This is a genomic window from Vibrio sp. KMM 9700 (genome assembly GCF_058545285.1).
The window spans coordinates 12539-25214 of record NZ_JBYCLI010000003.1; the positions used below are offsets into that span (position 1 = coordinate 12539).

A 12676-nucleotide genomic window follows, 5' to 3' on the forward strand; every position below is an offset into this window, starting at 1 on the left:
TCTAGTTTGATTTAAATAGGCAATGACCATTTTCTTCTATCAAAATAATCCGGGTTTCATAAGGTCGTAGATTTTGATCATGAGTGATAGTTTCAGATTGCTCATTGTAATTACTCAAGAGAACTCTCGCTTGAGTAAGGTCAATATAGCTAGGTAGTGAACATTTAACATCAACCTCATAGAAATTGTTTAAACAAATTAAGGTTTGATGTCCATTCTGTCGTTTATACCCGAAGACCGTGCTGTGCAAAGGGAAAAGATCTTCATAATCCCCTGTTGTAATAACATCAACTTCTTTACGTAACTCAATTAGTCGTTTATAGAAATAAAAAACTGAGTTTGTATCTATAATAGCTGATTCTACGTTTAATCTAGTGTAGTTTTGTCCTACTTCTAACCAAGGTTTAGCCTTTGAAAAACCAGAATATTTAGAACCATTCCATTGCATTGGACTGCGGGAGTTATCCCGCGATTTTTGTGCTAAAATTTCGATCATGTATTCATGAGTGACCAATTTGTCATTCTTCACCATAATTTCATACATGTTGGTGCTTTCAATATCACGGTACTGCTCAATTGAAGTGTAACCGGGATTCGTCATACCGATTTCTTCACCTTGGTAGATATAAGGAGTACCTTGCATCATGTGTATAGTTGCACCAAGCATTTTTGCTGATTCATTGTGGTATTCGTTATCATTACCAAAGCGGCTTACAACTCGTGGTTGATCATGGTTGCACCAAAAAAGGGCCCCCCAACCTTTGCCGTTTAACCCTGTTTGCCAATGATTGAAAATTTTCTTTAATTGAATAAAGTTAAAAGGAGCTTTTGTCCACTTTTCACCATTTGGATAATCTACTTTTAAATGATGAAAGTTAAAAACCATCGACAGTTCTTTGTTATCAAGAGATGAGTATCTTTGGCAGTGTTCAAGAGTAGTTGAAGACATTTCACCAACTGTTACGCAGCCATACTTTTGAAAAACATCTTCACTAATTTCCTGTAAGTATTGATGTACTTTTGGCCCATCAGTATAGAAACGGCGACCATCACCAACATTATCGTTTGAAAAGTCTTGCTGCTTAGAAATTAAATTGATTACATCCAAGCGAAAACCATCGACTCCTTTTTCTGCCCAGAAACTAATAATACTTTTTACTTCTTCACGAACTTTTGGATTTTCCCAGTTAAGATCCGCCTGTTCTTTAGTGAATAGGTGAAGATAATATTGATTAGTAGATTCATCTAATTCCCAGGCACTGCCACCAAATTTAGACTGCCAGTTATTCGGTATTTTTCCATCAATTGGATCTTTCCATATGTAATAATCTCGATATGGACTGTTCTTATCCCCAAGAGCCGATTGAAACCACTCATGCTCAGTTGAGGTATGATTCACAACGATATCCATAATGATACGTATACCTCTACTTTCGGCTTCAGTTAATAGTTCTTCAAAATCAGCCATAGTTCCAAAACTAGGATTAATGGCGTAGTAGTTTGAGATATCGTAACCATTATCTATCATTGGAGAATGGTATATTGGCGTCAGCCATATTGCATCAATGCCGAGATAATCGAGATAATCGAGTTTAGATATAATACCTCGAATGTCACCAGTTCCTTTTGCTCCACTATCGCAAAAACTCTTTGGGTAGATTTGATAGATAGAAGCTTTTTTCCACCAGAATTTATCAACTGATTGGGGCATTAATGTGGTCATGGTAATTATACTTAAAATAAAAAATGAGAAAAATAATAGAGTAATAATGATTGAAAGCTCTTGTTTTGAAATAAATCTATTAAGATTATGTGTAAGTGTTTTCCAATTTGCCTTTAGCTTGTGCTTGTTTATAGAAGATCACTGTTAGCAATGCTGGAATAATGATAGCAATGAGAATAGAAAGGCTGTAGACAGTCCAGTATTGTGGCTGGATAGATAGAATGCTAGGTAAACCACCGACGCCTATACCATTAGCCATTACACCGGCACTCCCAGATAACATTGAAGCAATTGCAGAGCCGATCATTGCACTGAACATTGGGAATTTATATTTCAGATTAATTCCGTACATTGCGGGCTCAGTTACACCTAAATAAGCTGATATGGCGGCAGGAATAGAAATGTCACGCTCGCCATGCTTTTTACTAATAAGAATAATACCTAGTACTGCAGATGCTTGTGCAATGTTTGATAGTGCGATAATAGGCCAAATTGGTGTACCACCTAATTCTTGCATTAATTGCAGATCAACTGCATTAGTAGTGTGGTGAATACCTGTAATAACTAATGGTGCATATACAAAACCAAATATCATTGAACCAATAATTGCGAAATCACCAGTCATTGCAGCTTTTGCTGCAGTTGCAACACCATCTCCAAGTGCTCGGCCAAATGGTCCAATTATCGAGTGAGCAAGGATCACAGATAGTAATATTGAAACAAATGGGACAATTACAAGGTATAGATAGGATGGTGTGATCCGCTTAAGCGTTTTCTCTATAAATGTTAGAGCGACACCTGCTAATATCGCGGGGATCACTTGTGCTTGATAACCGACCTTTTCAATGGCAAATAGCCCAAAATTCCATACATCTGGGACTTCTTTACCAATTAGGCAAGCATTCATTAATTGTGGAGAGACCAGTGTAATACCTAATGTAATTCCTAGAATAGGTGTGCCACCGAGTTTTTTAACGGTAGACCAACAAACACCTACTGGTAAGAAATGGAAGATTGCTTCTGCAATCAACCATAGAAATGAATACACAGTCGCCCAAACATAATTAGTTTGTGTTAATGTTTGGTCATCAAATATTTTTATGTCCCCAATCAAGTTACGGAAGCCGAGAATTAAACCACCAGTAATTATCATGGGAAGAAGAGGTATGAAAATCTCTGCAAGATGAGAAATTCCTCGCTCGATAATATTCATATTTTTTCGAGCTGCTAGTTTAATCTCATCTTTTGATGTTTCTTCTTTACCTATCAGTGCTATTAATATTTTATAGACTTCATCAACATTTGTGCCTATAACAACTTGAAATTGTCCCGCGTTTGTAAAGCAGCCTTTAACTATTTGTAGTTGTTCTAGTGCTTTGGTATTACCTTTATCAGTATCGTGTAGTACAAAGCGTAGACGAGTGAGGCAATGGCTAACATTTGCAATATTATTACTACCGCCAACGTGCTCAATTATTTGCGCGACGTCTTGTTTTGTAATTTTGCTCATGAGGTTGGCCTTAGCTTCAAGTTATGCTTAATTCATTATTTCAATGGGAACATTCCCATTGTTTCGGCTGTATATTGCCGGAGTTTGTTAAAAGTAACAATGGGAATGTTCCCATTGTTTGATGTAGATCACATAATAACTTTGTTTGTGTTGATATATATAATCCCGAGTTGGTTATTTTAAGAAAAGATACAGTGTTAGTAAATTGGTAGTGCATTTAATGTTTGCAACGAAATACAGACGGAAGTTGCTTATTGGAATTATGATCGAACAATTTTTGGTTCATAAGATCATAAGATAATTAGATATTTAAGATCAAAAGATCTAAAGATCCGGTGTGTAACATATTGAAATACAAATGATTTTACCGTTGAAGTGCAAGTGATCAAGCTTAAAGTGCGATGGATCACGCAAGCAATTAAGAAGCTGACACTAAAAGTACGAGTGATTGCTCATGTTTTTACGGTTATAACTTATAAACTACGAGTGACAACTCCAGGTATTGTGGATAACTTGTTTGTATTTAAGTTGTTGATTAATAAATGATATGTTTGATTTTGATTCTTTAAACTATAATATTACGTTTATTTAAAACCTAATATACGTGTTGTTTTATGTCTGAGATATGATTTGCCGTATGAATACAAGGTGCTTATCTTTTAAATTAGATTTTTAGGTGTCTTAGTTTGAGGAAAAGTATGCATAAACAATGCGAGTTATGACTCAGGAATGACGAGTCATAACTCGTACTAGATATGAAAATACGATTAATATACAGGTGAAAGCGATGAATCTGTCTGATAAGTATTAAATGAATAGAGATTACTCATGAATAACGAGCTGTCACTTGCATTAGATATGAAAATGAGAAAAATCTATTGGGCATACATTCCAAGGGGTGGGATGATTCGTGAAGTATGTGTCATCACTCGTACTAGATATAAAAGTGAGAGTGATCGCACATGATGAAAGGTAATCAATCTGTTTAATACACATTTAAAGCCGAAGGATGGCTCATGAAGTTTGCGTTGTCACTCGCATTAGATATAAAAGTGAGAGTGATCGCACATGATGAAAGGCAATCAATCTGTTTGATACACATTTAAAGCCGAAGGATGACTCATGAAGTTTGCGTTGTCACTCGTATTAGATATAAAAGTGAGTGCGATCGCTCATGTTGAAAGGCAATCAATCTGTTTGACAAACATTCAAAGGCGAAGGATGACTCATGAAGTTTGCGTTGTCACTCGCATTAGATATAAAGTAAGAGTGACCGCACATGATGAAAGCGGTCAATTTGTCTTATAACCCCCCCAAAAGCGAAAGATGACTCATTAAGTATGAGTTGTCACTCGCATTAGATAGAAAATGAGAGTGATTACACATGATGAAAGCGATCAATTTGTCTCATAAACCTTCAAAGGAGACACATGACTCATGAAGTATGAGTTATCACTCGCATTAGATATAAAAGTGAGAGTGATAGCCTATCGTAATAACGAGCACTTTGGGTTATCTATCTTAAAAAGAGAGAAGTGAGTCATAATCAGCTATGACGTTCTATTCCCGGTTTTATTGGACGAGGGATTACAAAAAATTGCTAACATAAGAATTGTGTCGTAATTCGTATTTTGTGGTAAAGTACGAGTTATAACTCATAGAAGGTTTATATAAATGTATTTTTTAAGTTATATAGATGAATTATTACAATTAGATCAATACTCTATGCTAAGTATAGAAAGTATGAAGTTTGCATTGTATCTATCACAACAGTGCTCTAATGATGAATTAGTGAATTTGACTTATCTTGAAGTCCAAGATTATCTTGATCAATATATTTCTGAGTTAGGCTTAGATGCACCCGCTCTGTACGAAACTAAAAAGCCTAGTGAGCATAATGCTATACCTTCTTCCCTTTTTGCATTACCTATAGCGTCAATGGCTAATGTAGGTGAATCTTTAAGTGGTATGGATCAAACTCAATTTCAAGCGTTAGCCAAAAAAGTGGGCCTTAATCTACATAATATTAAGCTAGGTGGCGAGATTCTTTGCCCTAAAACAGATATGCCTGTTTTAACAGCTGCAATCCAAGAGTTATTGAAAACACCAATAACTTCGTTTGCACAATATGGTGAAGATGGTGAAGTGATTAATGAAGGTGAGGTTGTAACGATTGATTATTGGTCAATATTAGATAAGTCATTATTATCTTTAAATCGTAAGCACTATTCTAGAAATTGGTATGGTCGTACTGAAATTTTAGAACAATTTCAATCAACTTTGAGCCGGATCATGGCCTTACGTCTATCTTGGACATCGCCAACTAAAAACAAAGTTACTGGACAGCCATTAATTGCTTTCATGAACTTTGATACAGATACATTCCAAATTAAAATTAGACCAACCTTTGCTCTATATCAGTTATTTCGTGATGACCGCGTATTACGACTTAATCGTGAATTGATGAATGTTCCCCAATCCAATATAGAGTTAACGCTACTTAATTATATTTCTAGTCTGCGACATCACTTTGCCATCGAATCTAATAAGCCAATAAAACTGTTGGACTCTCTTCATATAATGGATTTAGTGAAGCGTTGTTATCCAACTCTTACGGAAGATGAGTTGAAATTGAGTTCTAACATTTATAAAAATAGACGCTCAATTGTGACAAAAGCCATGAAAAAATTACAAAGTGAGAACTTAATTTCTTTCGAAGAAACAACATTTAAGCGGCAACGTGTTTTCACAAATGTTACTTGTAATGTTGGGTTAAAAACTGATTATTTTGTTGAGCAATATAAATCAGAGCCAGTGAATCATACTAAGAGCATTAAAGAATACTTAAAAGTTCACCCACTGCCTAAGTCACGTAATCATGAAGTGCGAGAAACGTATGCAATAAAGCATTTTCCTAGAATGCGTGCTATCGCTGGGAATGATTTAAAATCTATTAGAGAAGCTTTTATGCAGTTACCGACAAATACAGTTAGACGTCTTGAGGCTTTGGCTGAGGCACACAAACAAAAGGATGCAATTGAAATGCTAGAAAGCTTGAAACTTGCAAGAAAAACAAAAGCATAGGCAAAGTATATGTTTTGTTATTTTTACTTGTATTAGCAAACGTGCCGTAAAACCCGCCCAATGGGCGGGGTATAATGCACAAAATCTCGTATTTTGAAATTCTACATATGCTTTGAATTTTCAATTGTCACACCACCTGCGCTTGAAGCAAAGTGCCGACCTTTTACTTAATCTTTGCAAATGTGTATTTTGCTGCCTCAAAAGTCGTGATGAAATTGATTTAAAAGCGGTTGGACTGACTGTTTCTGCTTGCGGAGGCTTGTGTAAATCTTGTCACGAACAAGTTGTAGCATGAGAAACCTTGGGGCGGTGAGAAGTAACATATTTCGTTAAAGTTAACTGATACAAAATTGTAAACGATCACGCTGTTTTATATGCTGACGAATTAAGTCTAATGATACATCCGTGCAAGTATCAGCAAAATAAGATCGACTCCAAAGCATACCTTGTCTAAATATTTCATCTTTATCATTAAACTCCCTGCATAAACGTTTAGAACCAGTAGCTTTAAATAAGCTAATTAATTTTGTTACAGCAGGTGTTTTTGGTGAGGTGATGATCGATAAGTGAACGAGATCAGGTTCTCCGTTGAATCTAGTTAACTTTGCATCAAATTCGATGCATAATTCTTTAAAAACATCTTCTAGACTTTCGAGATGCTGCTTATTAAATATCTTTTTTTGATATTTCGTTACTAAAATGATATTCAAATACAAAGGATTAAAAGTATGTTTTTCCTTGTGGAGAGTTTTTTTCACGGATTTACTCTATAAATTTTTGATATGATTATTATAGCCCCATATGTGCTAATGTTTCAATCCCCCTAAATATTCAATTAAATTGAAAACAATTACATGAAATTTGTCAATATTCAGTCTGAATAATTGCTTTATTGTACGGTAATCCTCCGAAAAATAATCACTGGCAAAAGTAGAATTTTCTCATAATCTAAAACAAGATGAAGTTGGTACGGCAGTGCCTGAGGTTTGTCGCGAACATGATATCCTCCCCCATCTACACTCTTGCGCTATTCTGAAGGGGGATTGGATTTCCATTACTGAGTGTCACTAAATCATTTTAATGGCTGGTTCCTGCTGCTGGCGGAATTCTTGCACCACTCACTTTATAGGCTAAAAAGCGGTGTCCTCGCTCTAATATATTTAATGCGCCAATAATATCGGAGTTATTGGTATAACCATACTTAACGCATTAAAGTGCGCTTGAGTTTGGCGGTTATCTTTCGAGACACATCCACAAAAAAGGGCATATTTGGCTAGTGTATTGCTCAATGACGGCAATCACAATGCCGCCACTCCAGAGTTGCTTATATTCAAGTTGTCGGCTGAATTCATACCACTCCTGATCCAAAATTGACTTATTCAGTCCTGATTTTGCCTTAACATTTTTGCCGTGTTTTTCTGTGGTGCCTTTTGCTTATTTGGACATATTCGAAACCCGTAAATTTTCTATCTCTATCATGGAGTGGTTCTTGCCTATCTCGGAAGGTGATTTGTGTAGATAATCCCTGCGGGAATTAGCAATACGGACGTGTAACTTTTGAATTTTTCGTTTTGTTTACGCCAGTTAGCAAAAAATTTAGCCTTATTCGCTAACTTGTGTTGCGCTTTCGCTAGGTGTTTTTCATGCTTGCGAAAAGTATTAAGGCGGATCATGTGTATCTTTTGATCTCAACATCCCCTAAGTTAGTCAATTCACTTAAGGCAACGAGCTCACGCAGAATGCGTAGAGATTTTGATGATATAGCGAGTGCATTTAGAAAAAATATTCTTTGGATTCGAAGTTATTTTGCAAGCACATGTGGCGATCCGCCATTAACGGTGATCAAACAATACATTTAGCAGCAGGATAGACCAAGCTAAGATGCTTCGCATCTTGGCTATTCCCTGCTCTTTCGTAGGGAGTACCGTACGTAGTGACTTCTTTATGTGGTTTTTAATCGTTATTCTTACTATAACTGCAATAAGTCAATTATTGGTCACATAAAATTACATTCAAAAAAACACATTCCGTTGATTTTATCTTCCAACCTTAAAAAATTAGGTATATACTTAATATTAAATCATCATGGAGGTATAAATGGATACTGCTCAAACTACACAGACATTTCAGCAACTGAAAGATGGTGCTGATCAATATATTAAACGACGCAATTTACGTCTATTAGCCAACCATCGTAAAGAACTAAGAAATTTTACTCGGAGTGAGGCTTCTACTTACTTAAGTATTGACGCTAAAACCTTAGATAAATACGTTGCTCATGCTGAAATAGATCCTCGCAGACATGATGATTCTCAATGGTCGATTGATATAGAAGAGATGTATCGTATACGTGATTTATTACCAGAGGCTCTACGTAAAGAAAATCGTTTTAATCGAAGCTTAAAGCAAACAGCACAAGTAATTGTTATACAAAACCAAAAAGGTGGAGTAGGTAAAACAGTTTCTGCTGCAACAATTGCATCCGGTTTAGCTACTGAATTCCATCAAGAATACCGAATTGGGCTCATCGATATGGACGGTCAAGCAACACTATCGATGTACTATGCTCCAGAGTCTGCTCAAGAGGGTTGCCTATCTGTTGGTGACTTAATGATGCATAATTTTGAGCTTGAAGAAAATGAAACTTTTGAACAAGCTGTATCAGAAGCTTTTTTACCTACAACTATACCGAATTTACGTATTTTACCTGCTTCACAATCAGATAGAGCTATTGAAGGTTGGTTTCATGAACAAGTTTTTAGTAATCAATTATCTTCGCCTTACTCACTATTAAAACAAGTTATTGATTCAGTAAAAGATGAGTTTGATATCATTATTATTGATACGCCACCTTCATTAGGATATGCAACGTATAATGCTTATTATGCTGCAACAAGTGTGGTTTTTCCTTTATCGATTACCGAAAATGATATCGATGCAACATGTTCTTATTTTAGTTATATTCCCCAAGTTTGGGCATTGCTAAATAATGCAAATCACCCGGGTTATAACTTTATGAAAATCTTACTAACCAACCATAAAGATAGCTCTACCACAACAGAGCTTATGAATAACCTATATGAGCACTTTGCTCCGTATTTATATTCTAAAGAGTTTAAAAATAGTGAAGCAATTAGGCAATCATCATCTTTGCTTTCTACTGTCTTTGATATGTCTAAAAGTGAATACCCTAAAAGTAAAGCAAGTTTTCAAACAGCACAACAAAATAGTTACGAGGTAGCAAGTCAAATTCATCGTGACATTCTTAATGTATGGCGTGAACAGGAGTCTAAGTAATGGCGAAAAAGCGTGGAAATATTAGCCCATTAGGCAATGCAGTTGGATCATCACAGGCACAACAAAGTGCAACTCAATCGAATATTGAATCATTAACACGTCAATTAAGATATGAGGTAGCTAATTCAGGTCAAACCGTTCATGATTTTTTAACTCAGCAATTTGGCATTAATGCAGTGGGTAAAAGCATGGTGTGGAAACTAGCTTCTGGAAAAGAAGCAACTTTTCACGAGGTCACACTGAATTTTGAGCAAGTCAAGAATGAGACATTAGTGACCTTTGATGTCAATGGACGCGACCAATCACTGTTAACCAAAGAGTCGCTTCAAGACTTAGACTCTATTAAATATCAACAATTTTATCCAGCTGTGGGGCATGAAGTTAACGGTAAAATAGACATTTTGGATGGCTCTCGGCGTCGTGCAAGGTTTTTATCAGAAAATGGTGGTATTAAACATTTTAAAATCTTAGTCACTAAAGATTCATTATCAATATCAGATGCGAAAGCGTTAGCGAAGCAACTTCAAACAGCTAAAGAGCATAATTTACGTGAAATGGGTATGCAATGCTTAGCTTTAAAAGCAACTAACTCAGCGATAACGCAATCAGAAATAGCTAAAGAGTTAGGATTAAGCCAGGCAGGAGTAAGTAAAGCTATTAAAGCAGCAAAGATTGATTCGAAGTTAATAGCCCTGTTTCCTACAGCGGATGACCTTTCTCATCCTGATTACGTTATTCTTGATAAAGTAATGAAGGTTTGCTCAACACCTGATTTATTGACATCTTTTATTTCAAAGGTTAAATCTGAACTTGTCAATATTCAGGCTGAATATTCTATTCCGGATCAAAAAGAGGCTATCGTTACGGTTATTAAATCTGAGCTGAAAATTTCAGAAGCTCAGAAGGCCTTGGAAAAAGCAGAAGTCACACCTTTAGTCGAATTTGATACAAAAGGTGTATTTGCTCGTAAGCGAGTTAAGGGACGTAATTTCTCTTATGAATTTGGACGTTTGCCTAAGAAAGTGCAAGATGAGTTAGATGAAGCTATCGCTAACGTTTTGAAAAAAAATAACTCAATGTAATAAAATTAGCTATTTCGCCGTAAACCTTCAACCGATGCTAAGGCGGAGATATAAGGATCTGAAAATATGTGATCCCCTGTGGGATCACAATATTAACTTTACGTTCTTTTTATGTAAAACTTACTTAGTGTTCAGCTTTTCTAATTGAGGGTAAATCACCTTCCAATCTTGTTTCATATCGACAACAGTCCAGCCATTTTTCTTCGCTTCAATTAGACCTTCTTTTAATGAGCCGACATCAGAATTTTCATCATAGGACCATTCACGTTCAGCATCAGTATGGTGGACATATAAACCAAAGCGTGCACCATCACCTTGTGTGGTGTATTGGATCATTTGTAAATCGCCATCGGAATTACCGAATGCTGCGACAGGACGACGACCAATATGTTGATAAATGCCGTTTACTTTTTCATTTTTGTCATCTAAAAAGCTAATTTTAGGATCACGATTGATAACTAACTTCCCATCTTTTTCGATGATACTGGTCTGGATGCGGCTACCGACTACTTGTTCTGGAGGAATGCCATAAACTTCTTCAGTGAAAACGCGCATAAAGTCAATGCCACCGCCGGAAACAATGAAGGTTTTATAGTCATTGTCACGTAGGTAGTCTAATAACTCTAACATAGGTTGATAGATCATCTGAGAATATAAGCGGCCAGTATTAGGATGTTTAGCTGTTTTAATCCAATCTTTTACTTCTTGTTGGAAATCTTCGTGGTTGATGTCTGAATGGGTTGCATAGATGATTTTAAAGAGAGATTCTTCACCACCTGAAAGGGCGCCTTTAATATCATCTTTTAAAATTGATGCAAAAGGTTCAGTCGTTTTCCATTCAGGATGCTGATCGGCATTTTTCTTAATTTGGTCTATTGCAAAAAGAAGTTGGAAATAAACTGGTTTTTCCGCCCAAAGAGTTCCATCGTTATCAAACGTTGCTATACGGCTTGGAACTGGAATAAAGTCTGAAGAATTTTTATCTGTGGTTTTTTCCACAAATTCAATTATAGAAGTTTTGGTAGAACCATCATTCCATGAAGGTAGGGGATCGGCTGCGAGGCTTGAGAAACTTGCAGCAATCAGTGACGCAGAAAGTAGAGGCTTTAAACATTTGTGTAAGTATGTGTTCATCATATATCCTTGTTTAATGACGCAGGTAAATTATCTGGATCTTTATTATTTAAGGATATATTTAAATAATAAAGGATGCGAGAAAAATAAATGCTAGTGAGAGTATAGATTTATGTAGCACGACTCTTGGTTAGCCATTTCGCCGTAAATGAAGCCTGTTAAGGTGAATATTTACAGAGAAATCACAGTAAGCTCTACGTGTTTATCTTTGTTGATGATGGCATAGAAGCCCCACCCCACTTCACACGGTGAGAAAGGTAACGGGTATCGATCTAGGCTTGTCTCACTTTGCGATTAAATCCAATGGTAGAAAACCGCCAACCCGAGATTTGTAAAACATGCTGAGACGAATCTCAGAGGTAAACAGCGTCAGTTATCACGCAAGTCAAATAGCAGTGCCAATTATGCGAAAGCTCGAATGCTTGTAGCTAAATGCCATGAAAAGGTAGCGAATACTCGCGTTTATTTTTAATACAAACTCTCTCCAACTCTTGTTGACGAAAATCAAGCAGTGATAGTCGAGACATTGAAATCAGCCAATATGATGAAAACCGAAAACTGGTGAAACACATAGCAGATGCCTCATGGCATCGCTTTGTCGTTAAGTTGGAGTACAAACTGAAAGCGCAAGGTAAGCATCTAGTGAAGTTCGAACTGTGGTATGCAAGCTCTAAAACTTGCCCTTATCAGTTCGCAAGTGGGATTGTCCATCTTGCGGTACTACAGATATAGACCGCGACTTAAATGCCGGCCTTAATATCCATGACAAAGAGATTCTATAATTAAAGGTGGTTGGACGATCGTCTCTGCTTATGGAAGCTGTGTTCGTCTCGATACTATTGAGCA

At 36.4% G+C, this 12676-nt stretch carries 9 protein-coding genes and 4 pseudogenes; 8 read left to right on the forward strand and 5 right to left on the reverse strand.

What is annotated here, in order from left to right; all coding sequences use genetic code 11:
* Position 1 precedes the first annotated feature (1 nt).
* Together treC and treB are read right to left on the reverse strand one after the other, a co-directional pair.
* Entirely contained in the window at positions 2–1723 is a 1722-nt protein-coding gene (treC, locus tag AC2VOY_RS15840; protein ID WP_491834214.1) for an alpha,alpha-phosphotrehalase, read from the reverse strand.
* Positions 1724–1808: 85 nt separating this feature from the next.
* Positions 1809–3233, reverse strand: coding sequence for a PTS trehalose transporter subunit IIBC (gene treB, locus AC2VOY_RS15845; RefSeq protein ID WP_491834215.1), 1425 nt, complete (start codon positions 3231–3233; stop codon positions 1809–1811).
* A gap of 175 nt (positions 3234–3408) precedes the next feature.
* Here treB and AC2VOY_RS15850 point away from each other — a divergent pair.
* Together AC2VOY_RS15850 and AC2VOY_RS15855 are read left to right on the forward strand one after the other, a co-directional pair.
* Positions 3409–3507 (forward strand): annotated as a pseudogene (locus tag AC2VOY_RS15850) (IS200/IS605 family transposase); the annotation flags it as partial.
* 1400 nt (positions 3508–4907) lie between these two features.
* Positions 4908–6317, forward strand: a complete 1410-nt coding sequence (locus AC2VOY_RS15855; protein ID WP_491834216.1) for a hypothetical protein — start codon at positions 4908–4910, stop codon at positions 6315–6317.
* Between the two features lie 335 nt (positions 6318–6652).
* Here AC2VOY_RS15855 and tnpA (AC2VOY_RS15860) read toward each other — a convergent pair whose 3' ends face one another.
* Complete coding sequence (gene tnpA, locus AC2VOY_RS15860; protein WP_491834217.1) at positions 6653–7075, reverse strand: IS200/IS605 family transposase; 423 nt, start codon at positions 7073–7075, stop codon at positions 6653–6655.
* A gap of 319 nt (positions 7076–7394) precedes the next feature.
* Positions 7395–7951 (reverse strand): annotated as a pseudogene (locus AC2VOY_RS15865) (RNA-guided endonuclease InsQ/TnpB family protein); the annotation flags it as partial.
* 9 nt (positions 7952–7960) lie between these two features.
* Here AC2VOY_RS15865 and tnpA (AC2VOY_RS15870) point away from each other — a divergent pair.
* From tnpA (AC2VOY_RS15870) to AC2VOY_RS15880, 3 genes are all read left to right on the forward strand, one after another.
* A complete protein-coding gene (gene tnpA, locus AC2VOY_RS15870; protein ID WP_491834218.1) occupies positions 7961–8176 on the forward strand; it encodes an IS200/IS605 family transposase in 216 nt (71 codons plus the stop codon).
* Between the two features lie 238 nt (positions 8177–8414).
* On the forward strand, positions 8415–9614 hold the full coding sequence (locus AC2VOY_RS15875; RefSeq protein WP_491834219.1) for a ParA family protein: 1200 nt from the start codon (positions 8415–8417) through the stop codon (positions 9612–9614).
* Entirely contained in the window at positions 9614–10696 is a 1083-nt protein-coding gene (locus AC2VOY_RS15880) for a ParB family protein (RefSeq protein WP_491834220.1), read from the forward strand. The genes AC2VOY_RS15875 and AC2VOY_RS15880 overlap by 1 nt, the downstream gene beginning before the upstream one ends.
* Positions 10697–10816: 120 nt before the next feature.
* Here AC2VOY_RS15880 and AC2VOY_RS15885 read toward each other — a convergent pair whose 3' ends face one another.
* Entirely contained in the window at positions 10817–11830 is a 1014-nt protein-coding gene (locus AC2VOY_RS15885) for an HAD family hydrolase (protein ID WP_491834221.1), read from the reverse strand.
* Positions 11831–12206: 376 nt separating this feature from the next.
* On the opposite strand from AC2VOY_RS15885, the pseudogene AC2VOY_RS15890 reads away from it, so the two are divergent.
* From AC2VOY_RS15890 to AC2VOY_RS15900, 3 genes and pseudogenes are all read left to right on the forward strand, one after another.
* A pseudogene (locus AC2VOY_RS15890) lies at positions 12207–12302 on the forward strand (hypothetical protein); the annotation flags it as partial.
* A gap of 89 nt (positions 12303–12391) precedes the next feature.
* A pseudogene (locus tag AC2VOY_RS15895) lies at positions 12392–12469 on the forward strand (hypothetical protein); the annotation flags it as partial.
* Between the two features lie 38 nt (positions 12470–12507).
* The gene (locus AC2VOY_RS15900; protein WP_491834222.1) at positions 12508–12612 is read left to right on the forward strand and encodes a zinc ribbon domain-containing protein; all 105 of its coding nucleotides are present in this window, start codon (positions 12508–12510) and stop codon (positions 12610–12612) included.
* Positions 12613–12676 lie beyond the last annotated feature (64 nt).